Source organism: Streptomyces sp. NPDC002825, from assembly GCF_040295385.1.
Lineage (GTDB): Bacteria > Actinomycetota > Actinomycetes > Streptomycetales > Streptomycetaceae > Streptomyces.
Window position 1 is genome coordinate 74,572 of record NZ_JBEOVH010000002.1, and the last position, 18,018, is coordinate 92,589.

Genomic DNA, 18,018 nt, shown 5'->3' on the forward strand with positions numbered 1-18,018 from the left:
GGCCCGACCGCCCTACACGGACACTCCGTGGGCGCGGAGATAGACCAGCGGGTTGATGTCCGAGCCGAAGTACGGCGTGGTCCGCACCTCGAAGTGCAGGTGCGGACCCGTCACCCGCCCCGTCGCCCCGGACCGTGCGATCCGCTGCCCGCCCGACACGCTCTGCCCGGGCGACACGTCGATACGGGAGAGGTGCGCGTACTGGGTGTAGCGGCCGTCCGGATGACGGATCACCACCTCGTAGCCGTACGCGCGCCCGTACCCGGCCGTCACCACCCGGCCCGGGCCCACCGCGCGGACCGTCGTACCGGACGGCACCGCGAAGTCCTGCCCCGTGTGGTAACCCTTCGACCAGGAACCCGGCTGCCCGTAGTACCCGGTGAAGACGTACGAGGAGACGGGCGTCGTCCAGCCCCGCGTGGACGGCGAGGAGGGCGAGGAAGGGGTGGACGGCTGCGTGGGGCGGCCGGTCCGCTGCTCGTACTTCCACGCGTGGCTCGTCCAGTACCAGTGGCCGCGTGACTGGTACCAGTACACACGGCACCGGGGATCCCACCCCTGCCGGCCGTGGAAGACCGGCTCGTCCGTGCGGCCGCCGCTCGCCCGCTGCTGTTGCGCGCCGCCCGAGGCTTGGGCGCGCTGCTTGTACGTGGCGTAGTGGCTGGTCCAGCGCCACTCGCCGGCCGCGTTGCGGAACCAGTACCGGGAGCCGTCCCAGCCGGCGTGCGCCGGGGCGGGCTCGGCGGCGGCCGTTCCGGCGCCCGCACCGGTCAGGGCGACCACGCCCACGGTCGCGACGACCGCGCGGCGCACGCCGTGCAGGGCGCGCTGCCCGCCGGGCACCCTGCCCGCCCTGGCGGCCTCGGCGCAGCCCGCGCACGCGCAGTCCGGGCGCATCTCGTCGGTGAAGGCGGGGGCGTCGAACTCGGGATCGGGGGTGCTGGGGTGCACGATGCTCCTCACTCCTGGTGGTTCGGTTCGGCCGGGCCGCCACTCCGGGTGTAGAAGGCCACGGTCAAGTCCTTGACCAGGGCCTGGCGTTCGAAGTCGTCGAGCTCGACGAGCCCCCGCGAGGTCAGCCGGGTCACGGTGTCGTCCACGGCGTCGATCACGCCGGTCAGGACCGAGTCCCGGTGCTTGGCGTCCAGGACGGCGATCTGCCGCCGGCGCATGGCGGCGGCGACCTCGGGGGCGTACTCGATCCGGGTGGGCTGGGCGGAGAAGACGGCGATGCCGACCGGCCGGCACTCGGCCGCGAGCATCCGGGTCAGCGCGTCGCCGACCGCTTCGGCGTCCCGCAGGGTCGGCGCGTCGCCCCGGAAGGCGTCCGCCGGCAGCTGCGAGAGCACGCGCGCGGTGGCCGCCTCCACCTGCTCGCGCAGATAGCCGAGATGGTCGTCGACGGCGAGCAGGGCGCGGGCCGTGTCCCGTACCGACCACACGACCAGGACCACCACGCGCAGCGCCGAACCCTCCGCGTCGACGACGGCGATGGGCTCGCTGCGCCAGTGCCGCAGCCGTACGTCGATCCGGCGGCGCAGTACGAAGGGGCTGATCCAGACGAGGCCGGTGCGCCGGACGCTGCCCCGGTAGCGGCCGAAGAGGGAGAGGACCCAGGCGGAGCCCGTGCGGCCGCGGGTCAGCCCGCCGAAGGAGACGACGCCGACGACGAGGCAGGCGGCGAGCGCGGCCCACTGCCACGGGGGCAGCTCGACGGTGCGCAGGGGGCTGGCGCGCCAGAGGGCCGCCGCCGCGCCCGTGAGCGCGGTGAGGCCGGTGAGGACGGCGACCCAGCCGGGGACGGCGGGTCCCGGACGCTCCGTCAGGTCGGGGTCGGCGGGCGGGGGACGGCGGGGGAGCGTCACGGAGGGCGCGGGTCTCTCGGCCGTTCGCGCCGCCGTTCGTTCCGGCGTTCTCTCCGGCGTTCGTTCTGCCGCTCTTTCCGGCGTCCGCTCCTTCGTCCCCTCCGGCGAGCGGGGCAGGGTCTGTGTCGGCCGGGTCGGGTCCGACCGGAAGAGGTCGTTCATCGGTATGCCGTCCGTGTGCCGGCGGGTGCGGACGGGCAGGGGCCGCTTCGGTGGCTCGGTCATGAGGCCCTTCCGGCCGTAGCTGAGGTGACGGCTCGTCGGATGATCTTCACGCACCATGGTCACAGGGGTGAATGTCCGGAATGCCGCGTCGAAAGTCCCGAATGCCCGGGTCTTTGGTCCCTTGGCCACGGCTTCACCGCGGGCCGTTGTCAGTGGTGGCCCCTACCGTTTTCACCATGACGACGACGACCTATCTGGAGCTGTCGCAGGACGGCGGCGGTGCCCACAAGTTCTACGAAGTGACCGTCGAGGACCTCGCGGTGTCGGTCCGTTACGGCCGGATCGGCTCGGACGGCCAGACCCAGCGCTCCACGTTCCCGACGGCGGCGAAGGCCCAGGCCGCGGCGGCGAAGAAGATCGGCGAGAAGGTCCGCAAGGGGTACGCCCCCGCCGTCCCGGGTCAGCGCGCCGCGCGCCCCGTGACGCGCCGTGAGGTCAGCTCCGCGCCCTCCACCGCGCGCGCCGTAGCCCCCGTCCTGTGGCGCTTCCGCACCGGCTCGGCCGCCTTCGGCATCCACGTCGACGAGGACCGCTGCTGGGTGGGCAACCAGGCGGGCGACGTCTTCACGCTCGACCGCGCCGGCGAGGTGCAGGCCCGGTTCAGCCTGCCGGACGGCGTCAAGTGCCTGGTCGCCGACGACTTCTGGATCTACGCCGGCTGCGACGACGGCAAGGTGTACGACCTCTCGTCGAAGCTGCCCTTCGCCGCGTACGACATCGCCACCGACGTCGACATCTTCTGGCTCGACATCCACGAGGGCGTCCTGCACGTCGCCGACCGCTCCGGCCGGCTCACCGTCATCGACCACGAGGACGAGCACCAGTGGGCGCGCGGCGGCCAGGGCGAGCACGCCTGGATGGTCCGCGCCGACGGAGACGCCGTCTACTACGGGGACACGAAGGGCGTCGCCGCCCACGCGCCGGACGGCGGCGGCGAGCTGTGGCACACGGCGACCGAGGGCGGGGTCCTCTTCGGCTGGCAGGAGGACACCGCGGTCTACGCGGGCACGTCCCGCAAGAAGGTGCAGCGGCTCGCGAAGAAGGACGGGCGCGTGGAGGCGGTGTACTCCTGCGACAGCCCGGTGTATTCCTGCGCCACCTCGCCCGGCGGCCGGTTCGTCTTCGCGGCCGACTCCGCCTCGTCCGTGTACTGCTTCGCGGAGGACGGCACCCGGCTGTGGAAGCTGGGCACGGGCGGCGGTTCGGCGCTCTCCATGCAGTACCGGGACGAGCGGCTCTACCTGGTGACCACGGACGGTTCGCTGGTCTGCGTGGACGCGAGCGAGGCGGCGATCGAGGCCGCCCAGCAGGGCACGGTCCCGGTCGCGCGGGACATCAAGCTCGCCGCCGCCCTGCCGGTCTACGAGCCGGCGACGACCGTGACCGCGGTGACCTCCGTCAGCGACGCCCCGGCCGGCTCGGTGGTCGTGGAGTGCGTGACCGAGGGCGGCAGGACCCGGGTGCGGGTCGTCTCGCAGGGGTACGAGTCCTGGAACGTGCAGTTCCCGCGGGCGATCCGGGAGCCCGGCGCGCGGTACGTGGTGGACGCCCTGCACCCGGCGGCGGGCGGGTTCTACCGGGTGCGCGGCGACATCCGGCGGCTCCTGTGACGACCGGTGCGGGGGGCGGCTCGGGGGTGTTCGAAGCGGCGACCGGGGACGGGCCGCCGCTGCCCCCGGCCGAGGCCGAGCAGCGCTCGCGGGAGATCCGTGCGGCCGTCGAAGGACTGCTCCAGATCAGACGGCTGACCCTGCGCCAGGGCGGGGACCCGAGGACCGTGCCCGCCGACTGGGAGCGCCGCAGGCCGGTCCGCGCGGTGGCGCTCGCCCTGGAGTCCGGCGGGATCACGCCCTCGTCCGTGGACGCCTCCGGTGCGCGGCTCTCCACCGGCTACCGGGTCACGGCGGGGGAGCGGCCCGGCACGGCCAGGGTGGAGTGGCTCGGGCCGCCCGGCGCGGGCGCCGCCCAGGAGGAGGCGGCGGCCCTCGGCGCGTGCGTGCCCGCGCTGGAACGGCTCGGCTGGGAGGCGCTCCTCTACAAGGGGCCGCGCGGCCGCCGCTTCCTGGAGGTCGAGCCCATGTCCCCGTGAGGCGACCGTCAGGCGATCGAGGCGGAGACGATCGCCGAGACCGCGATGTTGCAGGACGCCGTCACCCAGACCGCCGGGTGCGGCTCGGGGTCGACGAGCGTGGCGCCGAGCTTCCCCGGCGTGACCAGGTCGACGACGAGGAAGGCCACCGCCATCATCACGAGGCCGAGCAGGCCGAACGCGGCCGTGGAGACGAGGCCCTTGCCGAAGTCGTCGTACGTCGTCCAGATCGAGGTGAAGACGATGCCGCCGATGCCCAGGAGCGCCGAGGTCAGCAGGATCGCGGCGTTGCGGTTGCGGTCCTCCCAGATCTGGCGCCCGAGCTTGCCCGGGGTCAGCACGTCCACGAGCACGATGCCGAGGATCAGCAGGACCACGCCGAGGGCTCCGTAGGCCCCGGCGCGGCCGAGGCCGTTGACGATGTCGCTCATGAGGTGCCGGCTCCGAACGTGTTGATCGCGGGGATCGGTGGTCAAGGACCGGCAAAATGTAGCGCACGGGTGAACGAGAACCGCCGCCCGCCCGGAGATCGGGCGGGCGGCGGTCGGAGACGGCGAGGGCTGCTAGGCGCCCGGTGGAAGGTCCTTGGCGCGGGAGCGGACCATGAAGGCCGTGATGAGCTCGGCCACGCCGACGACGAGGAGCCAGATGCCGCCGAGGACCGTGAGCACCGTGGCCGACTCCAGCGGGGACACGATCAGCACGATTCCGGCGAGCGCGCTGACGACGCCGAGGAAGATCTGCCAGCCGCGCGCCGGCATCGCCGGATCGGAGGCCGCCGCCACGGTCTGGGTGATGCCGCGGAAGAGCCAGCCGATCCCGATCCACAGCGCGAGCAGCAGGGTCGACTGCGTCGCTCCCCGGAAGCAGAACAGGCCGAGCAGGATCGACAGGGCGCCACTGATGAAGGCCATCACCCGCAGTGCCGTGGTGGCATGCGTGCCGAAGGCGGCGACCAGTTGCATCACACCGCTGAGCAGCAGGTACAGACCGAAGAGCACCCCCACCACCCGCAGGGTGGCCTCCGGCCAGGCCAGCACCATGACGCCGAGGACCAGCGAGACGAGTCCGGCGACGAGCAGCGCCTGCCAGGCGAAGCCCGCGAGGACTCCCAGGGGACCGGGTGGCACGTCCCCTCGCGGGTCGCGGCCGTATGGAGAGTCATGAGTCTGTGTCATGGGACGGTACCGGTCCTTTCGTTGCGGGCGGGGGTCACGGTCGAGTGCCGTAGGAGCTCAGGAACAGGGCCTCGGCCAGCGCCATGTGCTCGATCTCGGAGGGGTCCACGCTCTCGTTCGGGGCGTGGATGAGGCAGCCCGGCTCCTCGACGCCGATCAGGGCGATCTCCGCCTCCGGGAACTGCGCCGCGAGCACGTTGCACAGCGGGATCGAGCCGCCCTGCCCGGACTGCACCATGTCCTTCCCGTACGCCTCGCGGAGCGCCGCCCCCAGGGCCCGGTAGGCGGGTCCGTCGGTACGCGCCCGGAAGGGCTGGCCGGCGCTCTCCGGCTCCACCTCCACCCGGGCGCCCCACGGAGCCGCCGAGGTCAGATGGTCGGTGAGGGCGCGCAGGGCGTCGGCCGCGTCGATCCCCGGCGGCACGCGCAGGCTGACCCTGGCCCGTACCTTCGCCTGGATCGCGGCGGAGGAGCCCACCACCGGCGGGCAGTCGATGCCGAGGACGGTGACGGCGGGCCGGGCCCACAGCTCGTCGGCGACCGCGCCCGTGCCGACGAGGGACACCCCGTCGAGGACGCCCGCGTCGGTACGGAACTGCTCGACCGGATAGTCCACCCCGTCCCAGACACCGGCGTCGTCCAGGCCCTTGACCGCCGTGTTGCCGTGCTCGTCGCGGAGGCTGTCGAGGATCCGGACGAGCGCGGCCAGCGCGTCGGGCGCCGGGCCGCCGAACATCCCGGAGTGCATCTCGCCCTTGAGCGTGGAGACCGTCACGACGACATTGGTGAGCCCGCGCAGCGAGGTGGTGGCGGTGGGCAGGCCCAGCGCGAAGTTGCCGGTGTCGCACACCAACAGGGTGTCGGCGGCGAACAGTTCGGGCTGCAGCGGCACGAGCTGCTCAAGACCGCCCGTCCCCTGTTCCTCCGAACCCTCCGCCACGAACTTGATGTTCACGGGGAAGCCCCGGCCCTCCTGCCCGCCGAGCGCGCGCAGCGCCGTCAGATGCATCGCGATGTTGCCCTTGCAGTCGGCCGCGCCGCGCCCGTACCAGCGGCCGTCGCGCTCGGTCAGCTCGAAGGGCGGGGTCCGCCAGGCGGCGTCGTCGAGGGGCGGCTGCACGTCGTAGTGGCAGTAGAGGAGCACCGTCGGAGCCCCTTCGGGGCCGGGCGCGTGCCCCACCACCGCGTCCGTGCCGTCCGGGGTCGTCACCCGGCGCATGTCGCGCAGCCCGGCCTCCGTGAACGCCCGCACGAGGAAGTCGGCGGTCTTCGCGCACTCCTCGGGCGGGAACTGGCGCGGATCGGCGACCGAGCGCATCGCCACCAGTGCGGTGAGGTCCTCCTTCGCCCGGGGCATCAGCGCCCGGACCCTCTCCCGCAGGGCTGCGGTCTCGGTGGACTCGGCGGACATGCGTACCCACTTCCCTCGGGGACGAAAGCCCACTCAGTCAAGCAACAGTGGGCAATCGCCGCAAAACATGACTCAGGTGGGCTATTCCGGAGGGGCTTCGGGGGGCGCCCGGGGGCCGCCGGGCCCAGAGTGGACCGCGTACGCCTCCGCCTCCCGCACCTGGAGAACCCCATGGGCCACCCCAACCGACGCGATCTCGGGCTGCTCGTGCTGAGAGTCGGCACCGGCGCCGTGCTCGCCGCGCACGGCACGCAGAAGCTCCTCGGCTGGTTCGGGGGAGGCGGCATCGAGGGCACCACCAAGGCGATGGAGGCCATGGGCTTCAACCCGGGCCGCGAGAGCGCGATCGCCGCCGGTCTCGGCGAGGCGGGCGGCGGGGTGCTCCTCGCCCTCGGGCTCGCCACCCCCGCCGCGGGCGCGGCCGCTGCCGGCGCCATGGCGGGCGCCGTCTCCGTGCACGCCCCGTCCGGCTTCTTCGCCATGTCCGGGGGCTACGAGTACCCGGCCTTCCTCGGCTTCACCGCCGCCGCGATCGGCATCACCGGCGCCGGACGGTACTCCCTGGACCACGCCACCGGGCACGTCCTCGACCGGCCCTGGGTGGTGGTCACCGCCTTCCTCGGCACCGCGATCGCCGCCGCGGCCGTCGTCGGCCGCCGCGCCGCGCAACAGGCCTCCCCCGAACCGGAGCCGGCGCCGGAGTCGGCGTAGCTCGTACGAGGGGGACCCGCACGCGTCCGCCGCGCGGGAGGGTTAGGCTCGCCGCAGAGGAAGGGACGGGCGCCGCACATGAAGATCGATCTGACGGACACCGACTCCAGCAAGATCAACAAGGCGATCCTGCAGGGGCGCAGGGCCGTCGGCACTCCCGCCGTCGGCGCCGTGCTCACTCTCATCATCGTCACCGACGAGGAGAACGCCTACGACTCCGTCAAGGCGGCCAACGAGGCCTCGCGGGAACACCCTTCCCGCACCCTCGTCGTCATCAAGCGCCACGCCCGCACCCCGCGCGAGCGGTACGAGACCCGGCTCGACGCCGAGGTCCGGCTCGGCAGCGACGCCGGCTCGGGCGAGACGGTCCTGCTCCGGCTGTACGGCGAACTCGGCGCCCGCGCCGACTCCGTGGTGCTTCCGCTGCTGCTGCCCGACGCGCCCGTCGTCGTCTGGTGGCCGGTCGACGCCCCCGAGGTGCCCTCCCGGGACCCGCTGGGCTCGCTCGCGCAGCGCAGGATCACCGACATGTACGCGGTCGAGGACCCGCTCGCCGCGCTGGAGCTCCGCTCCGCCTCGTACGCCCCCGGCGACACCGACCTCGCCTGGACGCGGCTCACCCCGTGGCGCTCGATGCTGGCCGCCGCGCTCGACCAGGCGCCGCTCACCATCACCTCCGCCGCGGTCGAGAGCGAGGCGGAGAACCCCAGCGCCGAACTCCTGGCCCGCTGGTTCGAGGTCCGGCTCGGGGTCTCCGTCGACCGGGTCGTCACCGACGGGCCCGTCGTGACGGCCGTCCGGATGGGCACCGCCGACGGCGAGATCCGCATCGACCGGCCCGAGGGGCCGGTCGCGCGGCTCGCCATCCCGGGCCAGCCCAGCCGGGTGCTCGCGCTGAAGGTCAGGACGACGGCGGAACTGATCGCCGAGGAGCTCCGCCGACTGGACCCGGACGAGGCGTACGCAGCCGCACTCCGGGGCCGAGCCTGAACTGGACGGTGCCTCGCGCACGTGTGGGCGATGCGCACGGCCGTGTGGGCCCGCGCCCCGTCGGGGCGGTGCCCCGGTCCGCCCCCGTGTGGGCAATCGTCCCGCTGGGCGGGACGGGTGGGCACACGGGACGGCGCCCTCTCGCGGCGCCTCCGCGTTCCGGGCCTGGACCCGCACCCCATGGCACCGAGCGGGTGGTGCGGGTCAGGGCGCTTGAGCCTCTGGCGCCGGCAAGGGCGCCGTTCCGTTGTGCCCACCCGTTCCGCCCCTTGCGGAACGCATGCCCACAACGGCGGAAGCGCGGCCCACACGGGCCTGAGCGGGCTACCGGGTGAAGATCAGGACCTGGTCTGCTGAGTGGCGGCCGCGGGGGACGTCCGGGTCCGGGAGGGCCAGGAGGCGGGATCGGGTCTCCTCGACCAGGTGGGCCCCCTCCCCGCCCACCGCCCACGCCCCGGTGAACAGCCCCCGCGTCAGCGACGCCGCCATCGCCCGCGGCGACACCTGGAACGACGTGGGCCGCTCCGAGGCCGTCCCCGCGTAGACGAGGCCGTGCGCCGCGGCGATCGGGGCCAGCCACTCCGGCCCGTCGCGACGGCTGCCCTCCGGATCGAGGCGGTCCTCCAACTCCCCGACGAGGACGCCGATGTCGTCCGTGGGACGCGTCCCGCCCGCCGGGATCACCAGATAGCGCCCGCCCGGCCGCAGGACCCGCCCGACCTCGGCCAGGACGGCCCGGTTGTCCGGTCCCGCGTGCAGCAGCCAGGTCGACACGGCCTGGTCCACCGAGCCGCTGCGCACCGGCAGCCGGCAGGCGTCGGCGACCGCGACCCGGGCGCCGAGCCGGGCCCTCGCCCGGGCGAGCATCCCGGGCGAGAGGTCGAGCCCGTGCACCGTGTGCCCGAGCGCGGTCAGTTCGGCCGCGACGATGCCGGTGCCCACGCCGATGTCGAGCACCGGGCGGGCCGGGTCGAGCAGCGGCGCGAGCATCCGCGCGAAACCCGCCGCCCGTTCCGTACCGCCGCGCGACTCGTCGTACCCCGGGGCGATCTCGTCGAACTCCGCGACGGTCACCGTGCTCCTCCTCACGCCTGCGGGGTGAAGGTCACGGGCAGTGTCGCCATGCCGCGCAGAATGCCCTCGCGCCGGCTCAGGTCCGCGTCCGGGTCGGCGAGCCGCAGGTCGGGAAAGCGCCGCAACAGGGTGCCGATCGCGATCCTGGCCTCGGCGCGGGCCAGCGGGGCGCCCAGGCAGAAGTGCACACCATGGCCGAAAGCGAGCTGTTGCGGCACCTCGCGGCGGGCCACGTCGAGGATGTCGGGACGGTCGTAGCGCGCCGGGTCGCGGTTGGCCGCGGCGAGCCCGATGATGATCATCTCGCCGGGCGGGACGGTGACCCCGCCGATCTCGTACGCGTCGACGGTGAAGCGCGCGACGCCCCGGCTCACCGGCCCCTCGTAGCGCAGGAGTTCCTCGATCGCGCCGGGCAGCAGCGAGGGGTCGTCGCGCAGCGCGGCGAACTGCTCGGGGTGGCGCAGCAGGGCGTGGACGCCGTTCGCGATGAGGCTCGCGGTCGTCTCGTGGCCGGCGAGCGTGAGCAGGATGGCCATGGCCGTCAGCTCGCGGTCGCTGATCTTCTCCTCGGCCTGCGCGGCGCAGAGCGCGCTCAGCAGATCGTCCTTCGGATCCGCCTTGCGCGCGGCGATCAACGGCTCGAAGAACTCGGTGAGTTCTGCCCTCGCCCGGGCTCCCTTGGCGAGCCGCTCCGGGGTGTTGGGCGGCATGATCAGGCCGACCGCGAGACGGGCGAAGTCCGGCTGTCCCTCGGCCGGGATGCCGATGAGCTCGCTGAGCACGGCCATCGGCAGCGGCAGGGCGAACTCGGAGACCAGATCGGCCGATCCGCGCTTGGCGATGGCGTCGAGGAAGGCGTCGGTGTGGGCCTGGACGCGGGGCGCGAGCGCCTCCACGCGGCGGAAGGTGAAGGCCTTGGAGACGAGGTTGCGCAGCCGGGTGTGGTCCTCGCCGTTGGCCACCAGCATGCTGGCCATCAGGACGTTGGTGCGCTCCTGGTGGGCCATCTCCTCCTCGAGCCCGTTGACCCCGACGGGGCTGCTGCTGAGGCGCGGGTCGGTGAGCGCGGCCACCGCCTCGTCGTAGCCGGTGACCATCCAGACTTCAAGGGTGGGATTCAGCCGGACGCGCTGGACGACCCCGTGTTCACGGATGCGTTCGAAGAGCGGGTAGGGATTGGGCTGTTGAGCAACGTTCACCGGGACATCGTGGACGATTGTCTGGTCTTGGCCGGTCATCTTCCGTAACTCCCCGAAGCTTTGTGAAAGATCTGAGGCAGGTAGTCATACCAGCCACCCCAGTTGCGTGGTAGCGTCACCGGCGCTCGGCTCGGATGATGTACGGGGAGGACCGGCTTACCGCCGGTGCAGCACCAACGAGGCGTTCCACCCACCGGTGATCCGGCGTCTCGTACGCACGACTCGGAAGGCAGCCAAGGCCTCAACCAGGCCCGATGCGCAGGGGGAGACGTTTCGTGGAGCAAGCGGCAGCCGTGGACCCGATTCTGGATCTGGCCCGTCCGTCGATCCTGCGGAACCCCTACCCGGCCTACGCCCGTCTGCGGGAGAACACGCCGGTCTTCTGGCACGAACTGCTCGGCTCCTGGGTCCTGACCCGGCACGCCGACTGCCTCGCCGTGCTCACCGACAGCAACCGTTTCGCCTCCGACTGGCGCCGTGCCGGCGAGGACATCCCGGCCCCGCTGCTGAGCGTCCAGACGCTCGACCCGCCGGAGCACACCGCCATCCGGCACCTGCTGCTCGACGGCTTCCGCGCCCAGGACCGCCAGGCCCTGCACGACGGCCTGGAGCACGGGATCGCGGAGCTGCTCGCCGAGTTGGCCGGCCGGACCTCCTTCGACCTCGTCGGAGAGCTCGCCGAACCGGTCGCCCTCCGCTTCGTCACCGCCTTCCTCGGCGTCCCCGCGCCCGAGCTCGACTGGTTCGTGCCCATGTCCCGTACCGTCGTCGACGGCATGGACGCCGGGCTCTGGCCCGAGAAGCACGAACCGGCCGTCGCCGCCCGGGCCCGGCTCGCGGAGTACGCCGGCGGATGGCTCGCGGATCCGCCCAAGGAAGGGCTCATCGCCCACGTCGCCGAGCACGCGGCGGACAGCGGCGTGGCAGAAACGGTTCTTCGGAACAGTCTGCGCGCCGTCCTCCACGCCGGCTACGAATCCGCCTCACGGCTCCTCGGCAACGCCGCGGCCGCCCTCCTCACCACCCCCGGCGCGCTCGCCGCGTTCCGGGCGAGCCCGGCCACGGCCGTGGACGAACTCATCCGGTACGACGCACCCGTCCAGGCGGACGCCCGGGTCTGCGTCACCGACACCGAACTGGGTGGCGTCACCATCAAGGCGGGTGATCCGGTCACGCTCTTCCTGGGCGCGGCCAACCACGACCCGCTGCGGTTCGACCACCCCGCAGAGCTGCGACTCGACCGCGCCCCGAACCCGCACCTCGGGTTCGGACGCGGGGCCCATGCCTGTCTGGGCGCGTCCATGGCGATCCGGCTCGCCGGATCGGTCCTCGGGGCCCTGGCCAGGGACTACCCGGACGCACGGGCGGTCGCGGAACCGGACCACCGGCGCAATCTGACCCTCCGCGGTCTCGACCGCTTCGAGGTCACCCTGCGCCCACGAGCGGGGGAGGAGGTTCGACCATGAAGTACTGGCACTGAAACCAGCGAGCGTGACGCCCGTCCGGGAGGCGGGCAGCACGCCGGTGCACGGCTCACGTGCACCCGCCGGAGCCCGGGACCGCAGCGCGGCCCGGGCTCCGGCCCATCCGCTACCGCAGCCTGCCCGGCAGCCAGCGCAGCTGCGCCGCCTGCTGGAACGCCCCGCCGCCCTCATGGTCGTTGAAGTCGTAGACCTCGATCGTCTTCTCCTCCGCGGCGTACGCGTTGAAGGCCGCGAACACCGTCGACGGCGGGCACGTCTGGTCCTCCAGGGCCGTCGAGAACAGGGCCGGGGCCGTCGCACGGGCGGCGAAGTGGACCCCGTCGAAGTAGGCGAGGGTCTCCCTGACCCGCTCCACCCGGCCGCGGTGCGTCTTCAGGTAGTTGCCGATCTCGCGGTACGGCGTGCGGTCCGTGATCGTCGTCGCCCGCGGGAAGTCGCACAGGAACGGCACGTCCGGCGCCACCGCCACCAGGTCGCGCACCAGACCCGCCACGGCCAGCGTGATGCCGCCGCCCTGGCTGCCGCCCGTCACCGCCGTGCGCCCCGCGTCCACCAGGGGATGCGAGCGGGCCGCCTCGACGGCGCGCACCGCGTCCGTGAAGACCCGCCGGTAGTAGTACGCGTGCGGGTCCTCGACGCCCCGCGTCATGAAGCCCGGGAACGAGGGCGCGCTGCCCTCCGGGTCCGGGGTGTCGCCGGTCGCCCAGCCGCTGCCCTGCCCCCGGGTGTCCATCACGAAGTGCGCGAACCCGGCCGAGGCCCAGAGCAGATGCGTGTGCGGAAGGCCGCGCCCGCCGCCGTACCCGAGGAACTCCACCACGACCGGCAGGGGTTCGGACGCTCCGGCCGGCAGCACGAACCAGCCCTTGACCGGGTGCCCGCCGAACCCCGCGAAGGTCACGTCGAAGACGTCCACCGTGGCCAGCCCCGTCGTCACGGGCTCGAAGCGTGCGTCCAGCTCGTGCGCGCGGGCCTCGTCGAGGGTCTTCGCCCAGAAGGCGTCGAAGTCCTCGGGCTCCACGGAAGCGCTGCGGTAGGTGCGCAGCCGGTCGACGGACAGGTCGAACTGAGTCATGGAAACCGCCTGGTGAGTGAGGTCTCGTTCGAAATCTCGACCGGTCGCCCCGGTCCTCCCCAGCCTAGGGCGGGACCCCGGTGATTCATATACGTGAACCCCCGGGGTCCGCCCGGGCGGACACTCCGCGCGGTGAACGCCACGAGAACACCAGTGGGCCGCCAGTCGTGACATCCTCGGACGAACCGCCCACGCCGACGTCCCGCTGTGGGCCTTCCTCGTCTCCTGTGCGGAGGGACGCCTTGCTCATCAGCCACGCCGTACGTCACGACGCCCTGCACGTGACGCTCCACCGTGACCTGGACGTCACGAACCGCGCCGCGGCCGCCCTCCAGATCCAGGCCCTCGTCCAGGAACACCGGCCCGGCCGGGTCGTCATCGCCGTCCCGGCCGCCGACCCCAGCCCCGCGACCCTCAGCGCCCTCGCCCGCGCCCACCGCATGTGCGCCGGCCTCGGCGTCCCCCTCACCCTCAGCGGCGCCAGCGACCGCACCCGCCGCCTCCTGGACGCCAACAGCGCCTGAGCCGAGGTACGCCGGTCCGTTGTTCCTCGCGTCCGCCGTGGATCCAGAATGGCCCCACGAGGACCGCCCGGAACGATGGAGGCAACACCTGTGCCGCACGACGACGCGTACGCGTGGCCCCCGCGCTGGCCGCTGGAGGAGGAGCTGCGCGCCCTGCGGGCCTCCGCGCTGTGGCACCGGCCGGAGTTGGAGGACGAGGCCCGGCGCGGATGGGAACGGCTGCTGCGCGACACGGAGGTGGACGAGGAGGGCTTCGCCGCCGCGTTCGAGGAGATCACGGCCCGGTTCCCCGGCGCGGACGCGACCTTGGCGCTCTTCCGTGCCAGGCCCGTCGTCATGCCGCGCGGGGTTCCCGACCCGGACCCCGTTCCGCCGCCGCGCCGCCCGTCGCCGGCCGCGGACGGGCATCGGCGGAGTCCGGAGCCGATACACCCGGCCGAGCGCGCGAAGCGGCGCAAGACGCGGGGCCGGCGCCGGCGTCTGCTGGGGCGTCAGTTCCAGGACATGACGAACTCCTGGGGCACCGCGCATCCGCCGTCGCCCGGGCACGCCACCCGGCCCGCGGCCGAACCCGCCCCGGCCAAGGAGGAACGGTTTCTCAATCTGGCCGTCGTCTGGTCGCTCTCCAGGGAGCCCGTCCCCCAGGACCGGGTCCTCGCCTCGGGCAGCCGGTACGAACTCCGGGTGGACATCGGCGACCTGTCCACGGAGAGCCTCCTCGCGGGGCAGGCCAGGTCCTTCCCCGAGCAGCCGCTCGCCCACGCGGACGACGAAGGCCGGGGCGACTGGCTGGACGTGACCGTCTTCAGTGAGGACTTCGCCGTCCCGGCGTTCGCGCACCCGGTCTTCCTGCCGCTGCGGGGCGGCAGTTGGGTCTGCCCGTGCGGGCCCGGCGCGCGGCACGAGTGCGAGCCGGGGCACCGGGGGCGGTACCTGCACATCCCGTTCACCGCACCGGAGGCGCCGGGCCCTGCGCGGATGCGGGTGTACGTCACGTACCGCGGCAACCAGCTCCAGTCGGCCTCCCTGACGGCCGTCGTCGCCGCCAGGGAGAGCGCGGGCGGCGCGACGACCGCCGCCGTCGACTACACCCTCGCGCCCGGGTTCACGGACCTCGCCGAGCTGCCCGCACGAACCGCCGGCGTACGGATCGGCCGCGGCGGCGACGGCACGATGACCGTGGACGTCACCTCGCAGCACGGTCCCGTCGCCACCTTCTGGCTGGGCGACCACCAGGTGCGTGACGTCCTGGAGAAGGCGCGCGCGGCCCTGCTCGACTGTCACGCCTTACGGACGGGGGAGGGGGAGAACCGCCGGCTGGAGAACGCGCTCGGCCCCGACAACGGCAAATCGCCCGAGGCCCTGCTCCGGGACATGACGAGGCTGGCGCGCCTCGGCTGGTCCTTCTTCCAGCTGATCGCGCGCGACCGCAGGGAACGGACGGCGCTGATGCACGTCCTGCGGGAACCCGCCCAGATCCAGATCTGCCGCGAGGAGCACCAGTACCTCGTCTTCCCCTGGGGCCTGTTGTACGACATCCCCGTCGAGAGCCGGGCGCCACTCGTGCCGTGCGGTCCCGGCCTGGAGCAGGTGGCGACGGACACCACGGCGCGCTCCTGCCCGGCGGAAGGACGACACGCACTCAACACCCTCTGCCCGTACGGCTTCTGGGGATACCGCCACTTCATCGAGCACCCGCCGTCCGTCCCGCCGGGGCGACGCCTGCGGCTCACCGCGGGCCGCGAGGGCGCCGCACCGCTGCTCACCGTGGCCCGCGGCAACCGCCTCGACCAGCGGCTGTCGGACCGTCACATCGCCGCTCTGCGCGCGCGGTTCGGCTGGGTGAACGTCTACGACTACAGCGCGGCGCTGCGGCAGGCCTTCCTCGGCGACCCCGGCGACTGCGTGTACTTCTACGGGCACGGCCGTCGGCCCCGCCCCGCCGGCGGCGAGTTCTCCAGCGCCACGGTCCTGGAGATCGGCCGGAACGACCGGATCCTCCCGCAGGACCTCAAGGCCTGGGCGGTGGACGAGGGATGGGACCGCTGGGACGAACTCGCACCCCTCGTCTTCCTCAACGGCTGTCACACCGTCGACCGGGACCCGGCCTCCTGGCTCGGCTTCGTCGACACCTTCACCGAACTCCACGCCTCCGGAGTCATCGGCACCGAGATCACCGTGGACCAGGCACTCGCCGGCGAGTTCGCCGAACTCTTCTGGGAGGCGCTGCTCGCCGGGCAGGAGGTCGGCCCCGCCCTGCACGGCGTCCGGATGCGGCTGCTGCGCAAGGGCAACGTCCTGGGGCTCGCCTACACGGCGTACTGCTCCGCCGCACTCCGCCTGCGCGCCACCGGCTGACCGGCGCCGGTCACTCCTCGCCCATCCACGTGGACGTCGACGCGGACGCCGGGGCGGACGCCGGGCCGGCGCCGGCCTCGGGGGCCTCCGCCTGTGCCGGAATCTCCGCCCGGAGCCGTGCCTTCGCCCTGGTCTCGGACCGGTCGACGAGCAGACCGGCCACGAAGTAGCCGAAGAACCCGGCGAACAGGCCGAGGCCGTAGGCGGCGAAGAGATCCGGCTCCGCGAACTGGTTGTTCACGACAGCGCCGCCGCCCAGCGCCGCGATGACGGTGACGAGATCGGCGATCCGCGACCCGTCGGCCGCGCGCCGCAGCGTCCGGTAGGCGATCCACCCGATGACCGCGCCGAAGGCCCCGGCCCCCCAGAGACCGAGCGTCGAAACCTGCATGTGTGCTCCTCGATTCGCCGGTGCGTGCGCGGATCAAGGTACCGGCGTGCCGGCCGCCGGACCGCCCGAGTGAGCGGATGCCGACCGGGCGCCCTGCCGGCGGCTCACTTGGAGTCCGCGCTCGGCACGGCCAGCGGGTCGCGCGGGGCGTCCTCCTTGCCGGTCCGCAGCCGCTCTCCGAGCTCGACGAGCCGGTTGCGGCCCATCGCCTTGCGGACCTCGGGGAACCAGTCCTGCTCCTCCTCCTCGACATGGTGCCGGACCTGCTCCATGAGGACGGTCATCTTGGCCTTGAACCGCTCGTCGGCCGGGTCCATGCCCTTGATCTCCGACAGCATCCACACCACCGCGTGGTGCTCCTCGACGCTCTCCAGGACGTGGTCCTTCGTGTCCGGCGCGGCCTCCCTGGCCGCCGGATAGAAGTACTGCTCCTCGATCCACGCGTGGACCGTGAGCTCCTCGATCACCTCGTCCGCGATCTCCCGGCGCTCGGCGAGGTCGTCGTCCGAGGTCTTCTCGAACCTCTTGAACAGCTTCTCCACCGTCTTGTGGTCCTCGCGCAGCAATACGATCGCGTCCATCCGCAGCTCACCTTCGTTGCCGTGGGAATCACCCGGCCTGGCGGGCTCGCCGGGCGGTGGCACGTATCTGCCCGATCCCCTTCCCCGCGTCACGGGCACCGGGGGAACTGCACCCGCCTTGACGACGGCCGTACGCCCGGTCGCGAGGGACGTCTGTACGCCCCGGCCGTGGGTAGACGCGGCCATGGACACCACCGGAAGACTCCCGGCCACCGAAGGAGGCCACACCATGAGCAAGGTGGAGCAGACGATCGATGTGGACGTACCGCTGCGGAGCGTGTACGACCAGTGGACGCAGTTCGAGGAGTTCCCACGCTTCATGGAGGGCGTCGAGGACGTCCGGCAGATCGACGACCGGCACTGCCACTGGCGGACCAAGGTCGCCGGGGTCCGGCGCGAGTTCGACACCGAGATCGTCGACCAGCTTCCGGACCAGCGCATCGCCTGGCGCACGACGGGAGGCGACGTACACCAGATGGGCGTCGTCAGCTTCCAGCCCCTGGGCGAGGGCCACACCCGGGTGCGGCTCGCCATGGACGTGGAGCCCGAAGGCATGACGGAGAAGGCAGCCGACGCCATGGGGATCCTCGACCGCCGGGTCAAGGGCGACCTCAAGCGCTTCAAGGGCTTCATCGAGGAGCACGGGGACGCGACCGGCGCGTGGCGCGGCCGGATCCGCCCCGACCAGGCCGGCACCTCCATGGGGAGCCGGGCCACCGAGAAGGGCCCCGAAGCGATGAGGGAGCCGCCCGGACCGGTGAAGTCCTCCGGATCGGAGGGCACCGCCCCGGAGACGGGGGGCTGGCAGCTGCCGCCCGACGAGGAACCGGGCATGCGCTGACCGGACCGTCCCGCGCCGCGGT

17 protein-coding genes and 1 pseudogene are annotated in these 18,018 nt (G+C 73.0%); 8 read left to right on the forward strand and 10 right to left on the reverse strand.

All coding sequences use genetic code 11. The annotated features are described in order from the left end of the window. Positions 1–12: 12 nt before the first annotated feature. Entirely contained in the window at positions 13–951 is a 939-nt protein-coding gene (locus tag ABT041_RS38980; RefSeq protein WP_502976338.1) for a M23 family metallopeptidase, read from the reverse strand. A gap of 8 nt (positions 952–959) precedes the next feature. Beyond that, the gene (locus ABT041_RS02700; RefSeq protein WP_351177852.1) at positions 960–1,865 is read right to left on the reverse strand and encodes an SPFH domain-containing protein; all 906 of its coding nucleotides are present in this window, start codon (positions 1,863–1,865) and stop codon (positions 960–962) included. Positions 1,866–2,266: 401 nt separating this feature from the next. Between ABT041_RS02700 and ABT041_RS02705 the strand changes: the two genes are divergently transcribed. Continuing rightward, positions 2,267–3,700 carry a WGR domain-containing protein gene (locus ABT041_RS02705; protein WP_351177855.1) on the forward strand — a complete coding sequence of 478 codons (1,434 nt, stop codon included), beginning with the start codon at positions 2,267–2,269 and terminating at the stop codon, positions 3,698–3,700. Next, positions 3,697–4,179 carry a hypothetical protein gene (locus tag ABT041_RS02710; protein ID WP_351177858.1) on the forward strand — a complete coding sequence of 161 codons (483 nt, stop codon included), beginning with the start codon at positions 3,697–3,699 and terminating at the stop codon, positions 4,177–4,179. Before ABT041_RS02705 ends, ABT041_RS02710 begins: the two co-directional genes overlap by 4 nt. Before the next feature lie 8 nt (positions 4,180–4,187). On the opposite strand, the gene ABT041_RS02715 is transcribed toward ABT041_RS02710, so the two are convergent. The 3 genes from ABT041_RS02715 to ABT041_RS02725 form a co-directional block, all read right to left on the reverse strand. Continuing rightward, positions 4,188–4,610, reverse strand: coding sequence for a DUF350 domain-containing protein (locus tag ABT041_RS02715; protein ID WP_351177861.1), 423 nt, complete (start codon positions 4,608–4,610; stop codon positions 4,188–4,190). Positions 4,611–4,742: 132 nt separating this feature from the next. Next, positions 4,743–5,357, reverse strand: a complete 615-nt coding sequence (locus tag ABT041_RS02720) for an HdeD family acid-resistance protein (protein WP_351177864.1) — start codon at positions 5,355–5,357, stop codon at positions 4,743–4,745. Between the two features lie 34 nt (positions 5,358–5,391). Beyond that, on the reverse strand, positions 5,392–6,768 hold the full coding sequence (locus ABT041_RS02725) for a dipeptidase (protein ID WP_351177867.1): 1,377 nt from the start codon (positions 6,766–6,768) through the stop codon (positions 5,392–5,394). A gap of 171 nt (positions 6,769–6,939) precedes the next feature. On the opposite strand from ABT041_RS02725, the gene ABT041_RS02730 reads away from it, so the two are divergent. Together ABT041_RS02730 and opcA are read left to right on the forward strand one after the other, a co-directional pair. Further along, positions 6,940–7,479, forward strand: a complete 540-nt coding sequence (locus ABT041_RS02730; protein ID WP_351177870.1) for a DoxX family protein — start codon at positions 6,940–6,942, stop codon at positions 7,477–7,479. Positions 7,480–7,557: 78 nt separating this feature from the next. Beyond that, entirely contained in the window at positions 7,558–8,469 is a 912-nt protein-coding gene (gene opcA, locus ABT041_RS02735) for a glucose-6-phosphate dehydrogenase assembly protein OpcA (RefSeq protein WP_351177873.1), read from the forward strand. Positions 8,470–8,793: 324 nt separating this feature from the next. Here opcA and ABT041_RS02740 read toward each other — a convergent pair whose 3' ends face one another. Further along, entirely contained in the window at positions 8,794–9,543 is a 750-nt protein-coding gene (locus ABT041_RS02740) for a class I SAM-dependent methyltransferase (RefSeq protein ID WP_351177876.1), read from the reverse strand. A gap of 11 nt (positions 9,544–9,554) precedes the next feature. After that, the gene (locus ABT041_RS02745) at positions 9,555–10,742 is read right to left on the reverse strand and encodes a cytochrome P450 family protein (RefSeq protein WP_351177879.1); all 1,188 of its coding nucleotides are present in this window, start codon (positions 10,740–10,742) and stop codon (positions 9,555–9,557) included. A gap of 293 nt (positions 10,743–11,035) precedes the next feature. Between ABT041_RS02745 and ABT041_RS02750 the strand changes: the two genes are divergently transcribed. Next, on the forward strand, positions 11,036–12,208 hold the full coding sequence (locus ABT041_RS02750) for a cytochrome P450 (protein WP_351177882.1): 1,173 nt from the start codon (positions 11,036–11,038) through the stop codon (positions 12,206–12,208). Between the two features lie 124 nt (positions 12,209–12,332). Here ABT041_RS02750 and ABT041_RS02755 read toward each other — a convergent pair whose 3' ends face one another. Then, the gene (locus tag ABT041_RS02755) at positions 12,333–13,301 is read right to left on the reverse strand and encodes an acetylxylan esterase (protein ID WP_351177885.1); all 969 of its coding nucleotides are present in this window, start codon (positions 13,299–13,301) and stop codon (positions 12,333–12,335) included. Between the two features lie 242 nt (positions 13,302–13,543). Here ABT041_RS02755 and ABT041_RS02760 point away from each other — a divergent pair, with 242 nt between their 5' ends. Both ABT041_RS02760 and ABT041_RS02765 read left to right on the forward strand, forming a co-directional pair. Then, the gene (locus tag ABT041_RS02760; RefSeq protein WP_351177888.1) at positions 13,544–13,825 is read left to right on the forward strand and encodes a hypothetical protein; all 282 of its coding nucleotides are present in this window, start codon (positions 13,544–13,546) and stop codon (positions 13,823–13,825) included. Between the two features lie 75 nt (positions 13,826–13,900). Then, entirely contained in the window at positions 13,901–16,183 is a 2,283-nt protein-coding gene (locus ABT041_RS02765; RefSeq protein WP_351177891.1) for a CHAT domain-containing protein, read from the forward strand. A 10-nt stretch (positions 16,184–16,193) separates the two neighbouring features. Here ABT041_RS02765 and ABT041_RS02770 read toward each other — a convergent pair whose 3' ends face one another. Beyond that, positions 16,194–16,574, reverse strand: a complete 381-nt coding sequence (locus ABT041_RS02770) for a hypothetical protein (RefSeq protein WP_351177894.1) — start codon at positions 16,572–16,574, stop codon at positions 16,194–16,196. Positions 16,575–16,678: 104 nt separating this feature from the next. Next, positions 16,679–17,155 carry a hemerythrin domain-containing protein gene (locus tag ABT041_RS02775; RefSeq protein WP_351177897.1) on the reverse strand — a complete coding sequence of 159 codons (477 nt, stop codon included), beginning with the start codon at positions 17,153–17,155 and terminating at the stop codon, positions 16,679–16,681. A gap of 229 nt (positions 17,156–17,384) precedes the next feature. Here ABT041_RS02775 and ABT041_RS02780 point away from each other — a divergent pair. Further along, positions 17,385–17,858 (forward strand): annotated as a pseudogene (locus ABT041_RS02780) (SRPBCC family protein); the annotation flags it as partial. Positions 17,859–18,018 lie beyond the last annotated feature (160 nt).